This window comes from Limnobacter thiooxidans (assembly GCF_036323495.1).
Classification (GTDB): Bacteria; Pseudomonadota; Gammaproteobacteria; order Burkholderiales; family Burkholderiaceae_B; genus Limnobacter; species Limnobacter thiooxidans.
Window position 1 is genome coordinate 1,272,974 of record NZ_AP028947.1, and the last position, 15,891, is coordinate 1,288,864.

The window sequence follows — 15,891 nt, forward strand, 5'->3', positions numbered from 1 at the left end:
GAAAAAGGGGAAAAGAGGATGAATGTGGATGCGCGCAATTTGAAGGATCACTATTCGGTGGCAGTGATTGGTGGGGGGCAAGCCGGCCTTTCAATGAGTTATCACCTGACCAGCAAGGAGATTGACCATGTTGTGCTGGAGCGAAACCAGATTGGCCACAGCTGGCGGCAGCAACGCTGGGACACCTTTTGCCTTGTCACGCCCAACTGGCAGTGCAAATTGCCAGGCTTTCCTTATGCCGGGCCTGAGCCGCATGGCTTCATGAAAAAAGACGACATCGTTGCTTACCTGGAGGCATTCGCTGCCTCATTCAATCCGCCTGTGTTTGAAGGTGTTGCCGTCAAACAGTTGCGAAAATTGAGCGATGGCCTTTTCGAAATTCAATGTACGAAGGGCACATTCACCGTCAACCAGGTTGTGGTGGCCGTGGGTGGTTACCACAAGCCCAGAATCCCACGCATTGCAGAAAAAGTGCCTTCGCATATTCAGCAGATCCATTCTTCGGAATACAGAAATCCATCACAGCTTCCGCAAGGAAATATTCTGGTGATTGGTTCGGGTCAAAGCGGCTGCCAGATCGCCGAAGACCTTCACTTGGCAGGCCGGGGCGTTCACTTGGCGGTGGGCAGTGCACCCCGCGTGGCGCGTCGCTACCGTGGCAGGGATGTGGTGGATTGGTTGGCTGACATGGGGCACTACGACATGCCCGTGGAGCTTCATCCGCAAAAGGAGGCCGTGCGTGGCAAGGCCAACCATTATGTGACAGGGCGTGATGGTGGACGAGACATTGATCTGCGGATACGCGCCAAAGAAGGCATGCAATTGCACGGCCGCGTTGCAGATTGCGTGGATGGTGTGATGCATTTTGCGGATGATTTAGTGAAGAACCTGGACAACGCAGACCAAAGCAGCGAGAACATCAAGAACATGATTGATGGGTTTATTGCCGAGAAAGGAATTTCCGCTCCGCAAGAAGCGCGTTATGTACCGGTGTGGCAACCCAAGGGGGGCGAATCATTAATTGACCTGGTGGCAGAAAACGTGACCGGGATTGTTTGGTCGGTGGGGTTTGAAAGCTCGTTTGACTGGATTGATTTACCGATTTTCAATGGCAAGGGTTATCCCAATCATTACCGGGGAGTTAGTCGGGAACCCGGCGTGTATTTCCTTGGGCTTCCGTGGTTGCACACCTGGGGATCAGGCCGCTTCTCGGGGGTTGCGCGCGATTCTGCTTTCTTGCTTGAGAAAATAGAACAGCAACTTTGTGCCAGTCTTGAAGTGACCTCATGAGCCAATTGCATGCATTGAGTTGCATGCATTGAGCTGAATTCAGTTATGTAAAACCTCCCAGTTTTACGCTGCAAGATTTGATTGAGCTTTGTCTTGCAGCATCAAATTGTGATCGACATGGCAGATCATGACAGTAAATACGTTTTTCCGTTGAATAAATTTTCTTTGTTCAAATCAAGAATATCGAAAACATCGTTCTTTAGGCCAGATATGCGCAAACAGCAAAGGTGGGATGGTTTGACCTAATCGTTAAGCAACGGCTACACATCGTGTATTTGATAGACAAAATTCTACAGCCCCAAGGTATGGTACCTACTGAAAGGTATGGTTTAATTTCATTCAATTCAAATATAGAGTGGCATATGGACTGGAAACGCGGCTATTTTGCAGAGGCGGGTTATACCTACGGTTATTACGAGGAGACTATGCCCAGTCGTTTGTATCTGGCTGCCCTATTGCAGGGATACCTCGCACCACGTGAGAGTTTTCGCTATCTGGATGCTGGTTGCGGGCAGGGTTTCAACCTTATTGTCGCGGCCATCAATCACCCGGACAGTGAATTTGTCGGCATTGATTTCATGCCCGAACACATTGCCCATGGTCGAGCTCTGGCTGCGCGTTTGAAGTTAAACAATATCAGCTTTATTGAGGCAGATTTCACCGAATTGGCACAGCACCCGAATGCTTTGGGTGAGTTTGACTATGCGGTGTGCCACGGCATAAGCACCTGGATTTCGCCTGGGGTGCGGGCAGAGTTGTTCAAATTAATAGGCGCTGTACTGAAGCCAGCGGGTATTTTCTACAACAGTTACAACACTTTTCCAGGCTGGTTGGGTGTATCGCCGTTTCAGCATTTGGTGTCGCTACACCAGCATCAAATGAGTGGCCAAGACGCCTTGAACACCGCAATTGAAGCCATAAAGCAATTGCATCAGCATTCACCCCGCATGACGAAGGCATTGCCTGCACTGATGGGCCGGGTAGAAGGCATGGCCAAGCATGAGCCAGCATATTTGGTTCAGGAATACAACAACAAGTTTTGGCAGCCTGTCTACGTGTCACAAATGATGCAGGAATTGGCTCAGGTCAAGCTCAGCTACATGGGTACGGCCAGCATTCCGGAAATGAATGAGGCAAGTTGGTCGCAGCCTTTAAGGGATTTGATTTCAAAGCAGAATGATCCAGTTGTGCGCGAGCAGTTGATCGACTATGCGACCAACCAAAGTTTCAGACGCGATTTGTATGTCAAGGGAAGGGTCAAGCCTTGGGCAGGGCAATTGCAAGCAGGGCGAGCCAATCTGCGCTTTGTAGTCAACCCACTCGCAGAGGTAGTAGCCGATGATCAGCCTTTTGTGTTCAAAGGTGGATCAGCGGAAGTGTCGCACCAAAGCACGGTTTACAACAAGTTGATCAAACAGGTGGCAGGTTCGTCGGCAGGCCTTACTTTTCAAGAAATTCAAAACAATTGGCCGGACATTCAACAGGCTCATAGATTGATGGCCTCGCTGGGCTTGTTGGTGCATAGCCGTCATTTGTTTGTTGAAAATACCTGTAGCGGCTTGGATAACAAGGCGACGCAAACTGTTTTTGGAGTGTTGTGCGATGCTGCGCTAGAAGGCGCACCCTACAAGTTCATCCCTTTGCCGCATGTAGGACAAGCCCTTGCCATGTCAGAGAGCAAATGGGCCATGTTGCGTTGCCATTTGCTCGATCTGCCGCATGCGCAATGGGCAGATCAAGTGGCCTCCGATATTCGCGGTTTGGGCTTGAGCTTCATGAAGGATGGCAAAGTAACTGAGAACGCCGAGGACATCAGGATGTTGATCAATGCTGCGATTGAGGAGTTCAGACGCGTACAGTTGAAAATGTTGGTAAAGAGCTGTCTCATTGACGAGTGATCCGGTGTCTTTCATCCCGCATGAATTCGCAAAACCGGTCGAAAGACAAAGGCTTTTCAAGAAAGTTGTTCATGCCTTCGGCCAGGCATTTTTCCCGATCTGTTTTAAACGCGTTGGCGCTTAGCCCGCAGATATAGGGCTGGGCAATCGGCAATTGGCGAATGTGGCGCGTGGCTTCAAGTCCATCCATACAGGGCATTACCAGGTCCATGAATACAATGTGGAAAGGACTATGGGCTGTGACGGCCTGAATTGCCTCAGGGCCGTCGCAGGCCATGTCGGCATTGATTTCAAGGCGTTTCAGGAACGAAGCCAGCAAGGTTCGGTTGACCAGGTTGTCGTCCACCACCAAGGCCCGCAGGCCGACCAATGAAGCCATGTCCCGTGTGGGGTCGAAGGCCGCACCGTGACTACCTATATCTTGTCTGCTTTGCAACGATTCGGCCAGGCTCAGTTGAACCTCAAATTGACTGCCGTATCCCGTCTCACTGCGTGCTGTCAGGCTGCCGCCCATAAGTTCCACCAGCTTGCGCGAAATGGAAAGGCCAAGGCCGGTGCCGCCGAATTCCTTGTGAATGTTGAAACTGGCTTGAGTAAAGTCATTGAACAGGTTGGGAAGGGCTGTGGCCTCAATGCCAATGCCAGTGTCCTTGACTGTGAATTGAATGCGCCAGCGCCCATCTTCTTCAGCCAGTGCCCGGGATACCAGCGTGACGGTTCCCTGGTGGGTGAACTTGATGGCGTTGGACAACAAGTTCGACAGGATTTGTCGAATGCGGGATTCGTCGCCCAGCAGGGCGGTAGGGAGCTCTGGTCCGGAGTCCCATAACAGTTGAAGCTTTTTTGCATGGGCTAGCGGCCGGTAAAGCTGCATGACATTGTTCAGTAAACTATTCAGATCTAGTGGTTCAATTTCAATGTCAAATGCGCCCGAATCAATTCGGGACAACTCCAGGACATCATTCAGGATGCGGAGCAGTGAGCGGCCACTGGACCGAATAATCCGGGTGTGTTCAGCCTGCTCGGCATTCAGCGGTGAAAGCATTAGCAGGTCAATCAATCCGAGCATGCCATGGAGCGGGGTGCGAATTTCATGGCTCATCATGGCCAGAAACTGTTGCCGCGCGAGCATGCCGGCTTCTGACCGCTGCAAGGCTTGGGTCAATTCATCCGTGCGTTTTTTGACCAGGGCTTCCAGGTCGTCGGTGAGGGCTTCCAGGTGGGTGTTGCTTTCATAGAGGCTCAGGCTTTTTTGTTCCAGCAAACGCTCCGCCTCTTGCCGGGCGAGGGTTTCCCGGGCAAGTCTTTTTTTCAGTCGGGTGATCTCATCCGGTTCGGTCATGAATTCAGCTGAATTGTAAAAACAGCCTTGTTGAAACCGGCTGGGTCTGCCTCCATATTGACTGTGCCCAGGGTATCGAAATGCAGCAGGCAGCCGCGGATAAGTCCAAGCGCCAAGGGCGCCAGGCCTCGGCGGGATTCATACAGCAAGGTGAGTGAATTCGGGGTGTGGTCCAGGGTGGTGAAACTGGGCAACTCCGCCTCGGGGTAAAGCTTCAGAACCTCTTTGTGAATCACCACCTCGACCTCCATTAGAAACCGCAATGGGCAGTCATGGCCTGCAAAAAGGTTGGGGTACAGCGCGTGGAAACGTTTGAACAGGTGCTGGCCAAAGTGTTCCAGCAGTGCCGCAGCCGGTATGTGGGTTCGCTTGCTAAGCTCGGCGACCAGTGTTTGCATTTCAGCAAAGTCGTAAGTGCCCACCGAAGTGTACGCGCCGCAAGAGGGCAGATCGCATGCGTCGATCAGGTCGTCCAGAAAGTTGGCACCCTGTGACTGTTCCACGACATTAAAAAGTTCTGTGAAAATGACGCCCTTCATGTCAGTGACCCGCCTTGTTACTTCATCAAAACAGCAGCGTAGCAATTTTTTTGTTAAGTAAAGGCGGGAACAGAAGTCACAATGCGGGCTATTCTTGGGCGTGCTAACGTAAGGCACAAAAAAACATTCATGCAGAATGACCTGTATGGCCAGCCCGCTGAACCCTGAACTGTTCCATTGCATGCCTGGCCACAGGCGATAGGGTGCGGTTGCTCAAGCTGACAATTTCCTCTTTCGGCAGTAGCGAAAGCCGGCTGGTGTGGTTTTCGCTTTCTGTGCGAATAGACACTTAAGGATCGCGTTCCCGAATGGCCTGTTCACTTGATTGAGTCACAAGTCAGTACAATCAATTTGCCTGCTGCCCACCGGTGAGTTCAAATTGCACGACCTTGTTTCCAGTAACAGTATCTACTTGGCCTACGTGGATGAGTACCTGCGTGAACTGGGTGAGGACAGCGAGTTTGTGTTCAAGGCGGCTGGTGTCGACAACATTGAGCAATTGCGCCAAGTGCCACGAGTGCCCACGGAGGTCATGGCCAAGGTCTACGAGCGCGTGTACAGGAACCCGCGTTTGGGTGGGTTTTTCATCAAGTTGGGTGAACGAATTCCGCTGACGGCCCATGGCAATCTGGGTGTTGCTTTTCTGGTCAGTCCGAATATTCGTACTATTCTTCAAATGCTCCAGCGCTTCACGGCGATTGCCATCCCTTGGGTGAACATTCAGCTGGATGAGAGTCCTCACCAGGCCACAATCAATATCCAGATTTCTGCAGGCAGTGCAGATTTTAAAGCCGCGTTGGTCGAATCCATTGTGATTCATATCGCGCATCACCTTTGCAACTTGTTGCCATCAGGTCATCTTCCTTGTGCCCTTGAGTTTCAGCATTCTCAGCCTGAATACGTTGAAGATTTTTACCACCATGTTGCCGGTGAAGTGCGATTCAATGCGGCACGCAATTGTGTCGTTTATCCCATGGCGGTTTTGTCTGTTCCCGTAAAAACTGCAGACAGGCTGAATCAAGGTGTTCTGGAGCAACAGTGCGCCGAAGAGCTCCGGCTGTTGCAGAAACAGACAAGTCAGGCTCAACTGGTGCGTGGCTTGATTGTGCAAAATCTGTCTGCGAGCCCCACTATTCAATGGGTGGCCAGGCAGATGTCCACGTCGGAGCGCAGTTTGCGCAGGCGTTTGCAAGAGGAAGGCGAAAGCTTTCGGAACCTGCTTGCACAGGTTCGCCATGAAGAGGCCTGTCGTCATTTGAGAGAAACCGATTGGCGAATTGAAAGAATTGCAAAGCAGTTGGGCTATTCGGAAACGGCAAGCTTCAGCCTGGCCTTTCGGGAAGTTGCCGGAGTTTCGCCCCGGCAATGGCGCGAACAGTCAAGTTGATTTGATCTCTGCCTCCTTGAGTATCATCGCCGCGGCCTTCTCGCCAATCATGGTTGCGGCGGCGTTTGTATTGCCCCCGACAATGGTGGGCATGATCGAACAATCCACCACCCGCAAGCCATGAATGCCATGCACCCTCAACGCCATGTCCACCACCGCGTGTTCATCCATGCCCATTTTGCAGGTGCCCACCGGGTGGTAGGCTGTTTCAGCAGTTTCCCTGACCCATTGCTCAAGTTCAGTATCAGACTGCAATTCGGCTCCCGGTGAAATTTCTTCCCGGTTCATCTCTGCGAGCGCTTTTTGGGCAACAACTTGTCGGGCAATCCGTATGCCTTTCACAAGGCGGCTGATGTCACGTTGGTGGGCGCCATAGTTGGGGTCGATCCAAGGTGCGTCTTCCGGGTTCGAGCTTCGCAGGCTGACCGTACCCCTGGATAGCGGGCGCAAGTCGTAAACCATGATTGAATAGGCATATTCCCTGACCAGTGGCCACAGGTTCAAGCCGTGCTTTGTGGCTGCAAGGGGAACGAAGTGCAGTTGCAGGTCGGGTATTTTTTCATCGGGACTGGAATGCACGAAGCCACCTGCCTCGGCCAGGTTGCTGGTTAATTCACCTTGCCGAAATGCAAAGTATTTCAGCAACTGCACAAGCCACCGAAACCAGGACAGCGGGTGAAGGGAAATTGGCCAGCGTTTGCGTGTCCGCATCACCAAAAAAACATCAAGGTGATCCTGAAGGTTTTTGCCTACTCCCTTGAGCTCATGAACAAGGGGTATGCCGTGCTGAGTGAGTTCTTCTGCCGGGCCAATTCCGGAAAGAAGCAGCAGTTGTGGCGAGTTGAACGCGCCCCCGCTGAGCAATACTTCCCTTCGGGCGGTGGCCTTACAACTTTGGCCTTCCCAGCCATATTCCACACCCACAGCCTGGCCGTTTTGAATAATGACCCGGTGTACCAGTGAGCCTGTTTTGATGGTCAGGTTGGGCCTTGACTGCACTGGCCACAAATAGGCCCTTGCATTACTACAGCGTTGCCCGCCTTTCTGGTAAGCACGGTAGTGGCCAACCCCCTCCTGTTGCGCACCGTTGAAATCACTGTTGTGGTGAAAACCCGCCTGAACGCCGGCCTGTACAAATGCATTCGTAAGCGGGTTTCGATGTGATGGACTAACGATGTTCAGCGGGCCACTCAAGCCATGAAATTTTTCCAGATTTACTTGGCCTTCGATGGCGGTCGAGTTTTCTACAGCCCAGGTTTCAGACTTTTTAAAATACGGCAATACATCGTTGTAAGCCCAACCTTCACAACCCAGACTCGCCCAATGGTCGAAATCCCATGCATGGCCGCGAATGGCAACGCAGGCATTGATTGAGCTGGAACCACCGAGGGCTTTTCCCCTGGGTTGAAACATTTCCCGATTGTTCAAATGGGTTTGCGGTGCAGTCCAGAAACGCCAGTTGTACTTGTTGCTGTGCATCAGTGCAGCAACACCGGCCGGCATGTGGATGAAGGGGTTGCCCTTGTCGGACGGCCCGGCTTCCAGCAACAGTACTGTGTACTTGCCACACTCGGTCAGGCGGTTTGCCAATACGCTGCCCGCTGAGCCGCCGCCCACCACCACAAAATCGTAATTGTTCATTCAGCCCACACTCGATTTGTTTTTATCTGTTTTTAATCTTAGGTTGAGGCAAGTTGGTGTGGAAGAGGGCACATCGGCCAATATTTAATAATTTCGGCCAATCTGGATTTGTTGATCTCTGAACTGTTCCATTGCATGCCTCGCTACAGGGGACAGTGTGCGGTTGCTCAAGCTGACAATTGATACATTCGCGAACAGTTTTGGAAAGTCTGTAACATTCAGCGTCACCAATTCCCCAGACTCAAGCCAGGGCTGTGCTGCCAGGTCGGTGGATGCAACCAGGGTGTCGGTTTGCAGGGCCACTTTGTGCAACAGGTTTGCATCGTCACATTCCAGTGCAAACCGGGGCAGCTTTCTGTCGTCGTGGCCCAGCAGTTTGCCGAGCTGTATTTTCAATGCATCTGGCAGTTTGACAGTGGCAATGCCGTAGCTCCAAGCGGCTTCCAGCCGGTGGGCGCCTCTGGCCAAAGGGTGGCCCTGACGGGCATACAGGTGGCCGTATTGGCGCATCAGTGTCTCGATGGTCAGGTAGGGTGCTTCGGTAATCTCTCGGGTGTCAGCCACAAAGAATTCAATTTCCTCTTTCAGCAGCAGTGAAAGCAGGCTGGTCTGGTTTCCGGTTTCCGTGCGAATTGACACTTCAGGATAGTGTTCCCGAATGGCCTGAATGGCATTGCCGGCCAGTGTGGCACAAGGAAATGGACCCACACCAAAAGCCAGATCACCCACCTCACCACGTTGAAACAGGTGAAGGTCACGTTCAAGGGAACGCGATTCGAGTAACAGGGCGCGTGCGCGTTCAATCAGGAACTGCCCCGCAGGGCTTGGGCGAATTTCTCCGCCTTTGCGTTCAAACAATACAAGGCCAGTCTGTTTTTCCAGCGCCTGGATACTGCGGCTGAATGCAGGTTGGCTTAAATGCACCTTGTTTGCGGCCTTGGCAAAGTGCCGGGTTTCGTCCAGTGCGAGCAGGTGCTCCAGTTGATTCAAATTCATGATCGTTAATGCATCCAGTGCATTGAAAGTGCATTGATTATGCATTGGACGAAAAGCATGGGCAAGGCTACATTTGAATCGATAAGCATAAAAAAACCGGAGACAGATCACATGGAACCCACGCAGTTTCAGAACGTGTTGATACTTGTTGCCATTGCAGGCTTTGCCTTGATGGAATTTGCAAGCCGACGCTACCAAGCCACGGTGCACGCCACAGCCAACGACACCAAGCTGGAGCTGTTCATGTTTGTCAGCCTGGTGGCCTTGACCCAGCCTCTGGTTATTCTGGCCACGCAAGGCATTGGTGCAACATGGTTTGCACAGTGGCAAGGGATGTGGGCCGACTGGCCGTGGTGGGCCATGTTCGGCGTGTTGCTGCTGGGCGATGATTTGACGCAGTATCTGTGGCACCGTGCATCCCATTCACCCTTGTTGTGGCCTTTGCACCGGGCGCACCATTCCGCCCAGTACATGAGCGTGCGCATGACCTTTCGCAACAACTTTTTCTATTACCTGATGATGCCCGGCTTGTGGATTGCAGGCGCTTTGCTGTTTTTGGGTTTTGGCGGCTGGGTGTATGCCATTTATCTGGGTTTGAAGTTGACCATCATTCTGGGTGCACACTGCTCGTGGCGCTGGGATGAACCGCTATACAAAATCCGCGCCTTGCGGCCTGTGATGTGGGTAGTGGAGCGCACCATTTCCACACCCGCCACCCATTGGGCGCACCATGCCTTGACCAACAAGGACGGCATTGGCCACTACACAGGCAACTTCGGCAACATGCTGTTTTTGTGGGATGTGCTGTTTGGCACGGCGCACATTACGCGAAAGTACCCCAGTGAAATTGGTTTGATGGACGACCGCATTCATGGGCAGGAACACTGGGCGCACCAGATGTTTTTTCCGGTGGTGCAGTCTCGCCGGGCAGACTCCGCGTTGAAGTTTGGCGGCACCATTTACGATGAAAACAAACCGCAATTGTCAGGCGTTCAGGTAGCTGATCACCATCTCGATTAATTCCAGGGCGAGTTCTTCGTCAGTGATGAACGGGCTGGGTTCGCTGATCGCGCGGATCATCGTGAATACGATTGAATTGGCAATCACGAAACTGCGAATTTGTAGTCGCTGAGGGTTATTGCCCAACGGGTTCTTGAGCAGGTACATGCGCATGAAATCCAGCAGCGTGTCTTGCAGAAGCCTTGCCACATTCTGCGTGGGAAGGCGATACCAGTTGCGCACCAGTTCCACGGCGAGGCCGTCATCAGCCCGTAAAAATGCCATGCCGTAGCGCACTGACCTTTCAACCATGTCGCGCAGTTCGGTTGTTTTTTCCAGCACCAGGGTGTTCAAACCCTGCCGCAGGCTGTCCGTGACATCCTGCAGCAGGGCCTCAACAAGGTCTTCCCTTGAATCAAAGTACTGGTAAAGCGAACCCACACTGACACCCGCAAGTTCAGCAACATGGTGCGTGGTGAACTTGTCCATGCCGTGTTCGCGAATGGCCTGGGCCGTTGCCTCAACCAGGCGCGACACCAGTGCTTTGGAGCGCTGCTGTTGCGGTATCTTTCGCATGTCCGACTGGCTTTAAAACTTGCCGATGTAGAAGTCACGCTGAATGTCGGCAACACGTTCCGGGTTGTTCGCATAGCAGGCGAAATCGGTGACGCCTGTTTCGCGCAGTACCTCTTCATCCAGCCACGATACTTTGGATGCAAAACGTTCGCGGTCGCTGACCAGCGCCAGCGCAGCATCGGCCATGATTTCAGCTTTGCGGGATACGCTCAGGCCTTCATCTCCGCTGAACATGCCAACCGCAGCGGTTGCGATCAGCGTGGCGGGCCACAGGGTTTTGACATCAATGCCCTTGGCTTTTACTTCTTGTTGAAAACCCATGCTGAGCAAGGTCATTGAATACTTGGTGGACGTGTAGGGAATGAATGCGCCCAGCCAGCCTTCGTCCATGTTCAAGGGCGGGCACAGGTTGAGCACGCTGCCCTTGCTTTTTTGCAGGTGGGGCAGGCATTCGCGCATGGTGATCAGCGGTGCGCGGGTGTTCAGTGCATGCATCAGGTCAAACTTTTTGGTGTCTGTCAAAGCCAATGGCGTGACCCCTAAAAAGCCGGCGTTGTTGACCAGCAGGTCGATGCCGCCGAATCTGTCTACTGTTGCTTCAATGGCCCGTTTCAATTGCGTTTCGTCGCGAGCATCGGTGGCCACCGGCAGGGCCTGACCACCGGCATCCACCACTTCCTGCGCCACGGAGTGAATGGTGCCAGGCAATTTTGGGTTGGGCGTATCCGACTTGGCGGCAATCGTGATGTTGGCGCCAAGTTGTGCCAGCTTCAAAATGATTTCCCGCCCAATGCCCCGGCTGCCGCCGGTGATGAACACTGTTTTACCTGACCAGCTTCCCATGGTGTCTCCGCGAATCAATTCAATCGAACGTTCAGTTTAATATGACATATTGTTCGTGTTCAATTCGCATTGGTGGAAATTGTTGGTTTTCTTTCTGGAAATGTTTTTTGTTGAAGCTCTGCCACGGCAAGTTCTTGTGCTTGCCGACCCCAGCGAATTTGAAGCTGTGCCGATGGCCCGGTGCTGCGCAGTGCAAGGTGAACTACCGCTTGAGCTGGCACGTAAAGTAAGGCAAGCAAAGGACCCGTGGGTGAATGCAGACCAAGTTTTCTGAACAAGCCGGGCCCGAGCAGGTACCACGACGAGCTGAGGTGTTTCAGGTAAGCGAACCGCTGGCGAATGGTTTCAAGGCGAGGATAGGTTCGACTTAATGGTTCACCAGCCAGTGCAGCGGCCAGCCTGTGGGTGGATTCATCGGGTGGAGAATGCGTAAACAGGAACTGCCGAAGCCTGACCAGTGCCTGTTGTTCTGTGTCAACCAACCATTCTTCCTTGACCCCCATCTGCCAGCCAATCAGTTTCCACAATTGCATCACGGCCAGCGAATTGCGCGGGGTGACCACAATGCCGCATTTTCTTAAACCCAACAGCATGACTGCGCTGAAGCCCAGGTAAGTGGCGGCCATGTCAACCTGGTTGATCGGCAAGCCCCACTGTTGTGAATCCCACTGCTCATTGTTTTTCAATTGATGACGCACCAGCGCGTGTACCCAACGCACCCGCAATGTGGCGTGAAGGCCCGGATTGCCCGGCAGGTTGGCCTGGTGGCTGACCACCTTGAGCCACCACTGCGCGGTACCTGCCAGCCTGGGTGCTGCACCTTTTTCCAGTTCGCCGGTCAGGATCAAGGTTTTGTTGAAGGCCACCATGAGGTAGCCGCCCATCAGGGCCATGTCGCGCAGTACATCCGTGGCTGTGCGGCCGGTGCTGTGGATGAAATCCACCCCTTCGTTAATCAAGGTGGTGTCGACCCAGGCTGGAAGCGCTGTAGCCTGTCGCAACAGGTGGTGCAAGGCATCGCTGCCTTCAAGGGTCTGTGGATCGGGGGCGTTAAAAGCTTGGTGAAATTCCCGCCAGTCAGATTTGCCCGGTGATTCGGCCAGGCGGGCCTGCACATATGCGTCCATAACCGGGTCGCCTTCAAACAAACCCGATTGCAGTTGGCTGTATTCGGCCGCGGTGGGTGCGAAGGCGCGCCCCAATAATTTTTGTACCCACCAGGGCGTGTTGATTTGAGTGTGCGCGAATACACGAAGCCTGGATGGGGAGGTGAGTTCGCCTGGGGTCATGGTCGCACATTGTTGAGCTGTAGAAGTACCCAGACTAAAGCGAATTTTCAGTCGCATTCAAGTCGCATTTCGAGGGTTTAAATAGCCGCGGGTTTCGTTGTGTATTTCATACTGAGGCGAAATATTGCCTTTCATTTTCAACAACTTGTTCCTATAATTCGCTTCCCCTGTGTTTCAATCGGAGCATGCCATGAAACCTAGAAACCACGTGGCCATTCAGGCCAAGGTGCGGGGTGGCGCAGGTGCCCACCGCAAAACCACCAAGCAAAGCCGCTGTGCACAAAAGGCGGCAGTTCAAAAAGAACTGATTGCAATCAAAAAGGCCAGTCCGAAAGATTGGCCTTTTTCTTGGGTACTGCACTAATGCCGTTTCGTGTGGCGTTGGAAAATCGCAGCCCAGCTGTTTTTAACACGGGCCGGCATGTGTTGGTGGACGCTTCCGGTGCAGGGCAGGGGCGGTATTGCATGGCGGCGGTGTGCATGGAAAACGGTTCGGTCATGCAAATGCACAGCAAACCTTCTGAGGCCTTTACTTCGGTGCTCGCTGAACAGGAATGCATTGAATGGGCGTCTGATATCTGGCCCAATGCGCTTGTGTGGAATGACTGTATTCCGGCCATTGAACAGGTGTTGCTGGAAAAGCCCGCTTTGCAGGGGTGGGTGTATTGGCCCACACCCCGCATGCGAAAACCTTTTCATGACTTGGTGCATCAGTTGTCGGTGAAAGCGAGAGAAATTGCAGAGCCAACCCAGTGGATTCTCTCTGAAGGTTTTTCATTCAGTGAGTGCAACTTGGTTTCTACAAACGCTACAAACTAACGTTGAAAAAACAGCAAGGCACTTACATTTTTTCAATTCCGGGGTCTGCCCGCTCAATAATCGTTTTCACAGCCATGCCTTTGGGCAAGGCGCCATAGTTGTGTATGCCTTGTGTTGCAAGGCGACTGGAGCAAAATGCCTCGCTGACCTCTGAAGGGGCATGACGCACCAGCAGAGAAGCCTCAAACGCCAATGCCATTTGATCGACCATGGTGCGTGCGCTGTACTGCAGGCCATGCATGTCGGTTGGGTTCAATTGCATGAATTGTTTGTTCAGTGCATCTAGGTATGTATCAAGAATCGAATTGCCGCCCCGCGCCTTGTTCAGTTCCGCATTGAAAGCCATGAGCACGGCGGGCGTTTTGCCAATCGCGCGCAGCACATCGAGGCACTGCACATTGCCACTGCCTTCCCAAATCGGGTTGATGACGCTTTCACGGAACAGGCGCGGGTAAATCGAGTTCTCCATGACGCCACTGCCACCAATACATTCCATGATTTCATAGCTGTGTTGGGGCGCACGCTTGCAGATCCAGTACTTGCCCACTGCTGTGGCTAGTCGCGCCAGGTTGGCTTCGTGTTCATCCGTGTCTTTCAGATCAAGTGCACGGGCCATACGCATGGAAAAGGCCATGGCGCCTTCATATTCCAGTTGCAGGTCGGCCAATACATTCTGCATCAGCGGTTGATCAATCAGCTTGGCACCGAAAGCACCCCGCTGTTTGCAATGGTGAATGGCATTTGCAAGGCCCGCGCGCATCAGGCCTGCTGACGCACCCATGCAATCGAAGCGTGTCAAGCTGACCATTTCAATGATGGTGGGCACGCCACGGCCTTCCTCGCCAATCAGCCAGCCCTGCGCGCCGCGAAATTCCACTTCGCTCGATGCATTGGATTTGTTGCCCATCTTGTCTTTCAGGCGAATCACGTTCAATGCATTCTTGGTGCCATCGGGTAACCAGCGGGGTACAGCAAAGCACGACACGCCAGCATCTGTCTGGGCCAGAATCAAAAACACATCGCACATTGGGGCAGAAAGAAACCACTTGTGACCCACCAGTGAATACATTTGTCCCGCGCCGGGTTGGTTCACCGGGGTGGCCTGCGTGCTGTTGGCGCGCACGTCAGACCCACCCTGTTTTTCCGTCATGCCCATGCCCACGGTCAATGACAGTTTTTCATCAAAGGGTACATTGCGCGGGTCGTAACCGCGATTCAGGATTTTCGATTCAAAAATTGCAGCCACTTCGGGCTGCAAGCGGAAACTGGGGATGGACGCAAAGGTCATGGTCACCGGGCAACCGTGGCCTGCTTCCACCTGGCTTTGAATGAAAGCCTTGGCGCCACGCACCACATGGGCACCTTCCCGCGGGTTGGTCCAGGGCTGGCTGTGCAAACCTTCTTCCAGGGCCGATTTCATCAGTTCATGGTAGGCACCGTGATAGCGCACTGCATCCACCCGGTTGCCGAACCGATCGTGTGTGTCCAGTTCCGGTGTGTATTTGTTGGCCAAAAAGCCAAGCTCGAGGTATTCGGGTTTGCCGCATTTGTCGCCAAATGCAGAAATTTCACCCAAGCCCCACTCGCCACCCTCGCGTTTCACCCCTTCAAGCAGTGCCGCGTCGGTTGTGAACAGGTTGTAGCTGTGCAGTTCGCTGGCCACATTGTGCACGCGGTGTGTTTCGCCAATGCTGGCCGTGGTGTGAAGTTCTTTGGCGGTTTTCAAAGCGTTTGCTCCTGACTGATCTGCGAATTGTGGAAACATAATTACTCAAAATAGTAAAAAACGCAAATAGTTGTAATTTTATGCTTCAGTCCCACCTGTTGCAGTGCTGGTTTGTCAGGCCATACCGTGGTAGAACGAAGGTGTGTAACTCACGGAGAAACACCATGGCAACAACGCATCAAATTGAAATTGATTTGAACACCCTTGTGATGTTGGTCAATGAAGTTGCCAAGGAGGATCCGCTGGATTACGGCGACCTGCCGGTAGATGAAATGGCCTTGCGCCATTCCTGTTGTCTTGGCGCGCTGACCATTCTTCAAAATGCGGCAATATTCAAGGCCGAAGACCTGCTTTACGTACTACTCAGTTCAATGGCCAAGCTGATTGAAGAAAATGTGCTGCTGCATGCTCAAAGCGTGGAAAAGGGGGAGCAGATTCGCAGCGAGCTGGTCGTACAGATTTTGAACAGGGCCAAAAAAGGTCGCTGACAGGGTTTCCGAGGAAATAAAGGAAATTTTCTGGCCAGCTTCAGTTCGGGGTAACTTG

15 protein-coding genes are annotated in these 15,891 nt (G+C 52.9%); 7 read left to right on the plus strand and 8 right to left on the minus strand.

The features are described 5' to 3' along the window. Positions 1–18: 18 nt before the first annotated feature. Both RGQ30_RS05840 and RGQ30_RS05845 read left to right on the plus strand, forming a co-directional pair. Positions 19–1,290, plus strand: a complete 1,272-nt coding sequence (locus RGQ30_RS05840) for an MSMEG_0569 family flavin-dependent oxidoreductase (protein ID WP_130556814.1) — start codon at positions 19–21, stop codon at positions 1,288–1,290. A gap of 362 nt (positions 1,291–1,652) precedes the next feature. Beyond that, positions 1,653–3,188, plus strand: a complete 1,536-nt coding sequence (locus tag RGQ30_RS05845) for a class I SAM-dependent methyltransferase (RefSeq protein ID WP_338284838.1) — start codon at positions 1,653–1,655, stop codon at positions 3,186–3,188. Here RGQ30_RS05845 and RGQ30_RS05850 read toward each other — a convergent pair. Both RGQ30_RS05850 and RGQ30_RS05855 read right to left on the minus strand, forming a co-directional pair. Next, the gene (locus RGQ30_RS05850; RefSeq protein WP_130556812.1) at positions 3,175–4,530 is read right to left on the minus strand and encodes an ATP-binding protein; all 1,356 of its coding nucleotides are present in this window, start codon (positions 4,528–4,530) and stop codon (positions 3,175–3,177) included. The two genes, RGQ30_RS05845 and RGQ30_RS05850, sit on opposite strands and share 14 nt — an antisense overlap. Beyond that, the gene (locus tag RGQ30_RS05855; RefSeq protein WP_130556811.1) at positions 4,527–5,252 is read right to left on the minus strand and encodes a heme NO-binding domain-containing protein; all 726 of its coding nucleotides are present in this window, start codon (positions 5,250–5,252) and stop codon (positions 4,527–4,529) included. Before RGQ30_RS05855 ends, RGQ30_RS05850 begins: the two co-directional genes overlap by 4 nt. Before the next feature lie 142 nt (positions 5,253–5,394). Here RGQ30_RS05855 and RGQ30_RS05860 point away from each other — a divergent pair, with 142 nt between their 5' ends. After that, positions 5,395–6,456, plus strand: a complete 1,062-nt coding sequence (locus RGQ30_RS05860; RefSeq protein ID WP_130556810.1) for a helix-turn-helix domain-containing protein — start codon at positions 5,395–5,397, stop codon at positions 6,454–6,456. Here the strand turns inward: RGQ30_RS05860 and RGQ30_RS05865 are convergent. Further along, on the minus strand, positions 6,448–8,097 hold the full coding sequence (locus tag RGQ30_RS05865) for a GMC family oxidoreductase (RefSeq protein WP_130556809.1): 1,650 nt from the start codon (positions 8,095–8,097) through the stop codon (positions 6,448–6,450). The two genes, RGQ30_RS05860 and RGQ30_RS05865, sit on opposite strands and share 9 nt — an antisense overlap. Before the next feature lie 84 nt (positions 8,098–8,181). After that, positions 8,182–9,093, minus strand: a complete 912-nt coding sequence (locus RGQ30_RS05870) for a LysR family transcriptional regulator (protein ID WP_338284839.1) — start codon at positions 9,091–9,093, stop codon at positions 8,182–8,184. Between the two features lie 111 nt (positions 9,094–9,204). Here RGQ30_RS05870 and RGQ30_RS05875 point away from each other — a divergent pair, with 111 nt between their 5' ends. Then, the gene (locus RGQ30_RS05875) at positions 9,205–10,113 is read left to right on the plus strand and encodes a sterol desaturase family protein (protein WP_130556808.1); all 909 of its coding nucleotides are present in this window, start codon (positions 9,205–9,207) and stop codon (positions 10,111–10,113) included. On the opposite strand, the gene RGQ30_RS05880 is transcribed toward RGQ30_RS05875, so the two are convergent. Genes RGQ30_RS05880 through RGQ30_RS05890 form a run of 3 tightly spaced genes read right to left on the minus strand, consistent with a single transcriptional unit; the run spans position 10,078 to position 12,857 of the window. Beyond that, positions 10,078–10,668: a TetR/AcrR family transcriptional regulator gene (locus tag RGQ30_RS05880; RefSeq protein WP_130556807.1), complete on the minus strand. Its 591-nt coding sequence runs from the start codon at positions 10,666–10,668 to the stop codon at positions 10,078–10,080. The genes RGQ30_RS05875 and RGQ30_RS05880 overlap by 36 nt on opposite strands. 12 nt (positions 10,669–10,680) lie before the next feature. After that, positions 10,681–11,511, minus strand: coding sequence for an SDR family oxidoreductase (locus RGQ30_RS05885; protein ID WP_130556806.1), 831 nt, complete (start codon positions 11,509–11,511; stop codon positions 10,681–10,683). A gap of 59 nt (positions 11,512–11,570) precedes the next feature. Further along, positions 11,571–12,857 (minus strand): oxygenase MpaB family protein, encoded by a 1,287-nt coding sequence (locus RGQ30_RS05890; protein ID WP_130556805.1) that lies wholly within the window; start codon positions 12,855–12,857, stop codon positions 11,571–11,573. A 133-nt stretch (positions 12,858–12,990) separates the two neighbouring features. Here RGQ30_RS05890 and RGQ30_RS05895 point away from each other — a divergent pair, with 133 nt between their 5' ends. Next, complete coding sequence (locus tag RGQ30_RS05895; RefSeq protein ID WP_298217601.1) at positions 12,991–13,164, plus strand: hypothetical protein; 174 nt, start codon at positions 12,991–12,993, stop codon at positions 13,162–13,164. Then, positions 13,164–13,619, plus strand: a complete 456-nt coding sequence (locus tag RGQ30_RS05900; protein ID WP_130556804.1) for a hypothetical protein — start codon at positions 13,164–13,166, stop codon at positions 13,617–13,619. Before RGQ30_RS05895 ends, RGQ30_RS05900 begins: the two co-directional genes overlap by 1 nt. A gap of 22 nt (positions 13,620–13,641) precedes the next feature. Here the strand turns inward: RGQ30_RS05900 and RGQ30_RS05905 are convergent, their stop codons facing one another. Continuing rightward, positions 13,642–15,345, minus strand: a complete 1,704-nt coding sequence (locus tag RGQ30_RS05905; protein ID WP_338284840.1) for an acyl-CoA dehydrogenase family protein — start codon at positions 15,343–15,345, stop codon at positions 13,642–13,644. A 164-nt stretch (positions 15,346–15,509) separates the two neighbouring features. Between RGQ30_RS05905 and RGQ30_RS05910 the strand changes: the two genes are divergently transcribed. Further along, positions 15,510–15,833 carry a hypothetical protein gene (locus RGQ30_RS05910; protein ID WP_130556803.1) on the plus strand — a complete coding sequence of 108 codons (324 nt, stop codon included), beginning with the start codon at positions 15,510–15,512 and terminating at the stop codon, positions 15,831–15,833. The last annotated feature ends 58 nt before the right edge of the window (positions 15,834–15,891 follow it).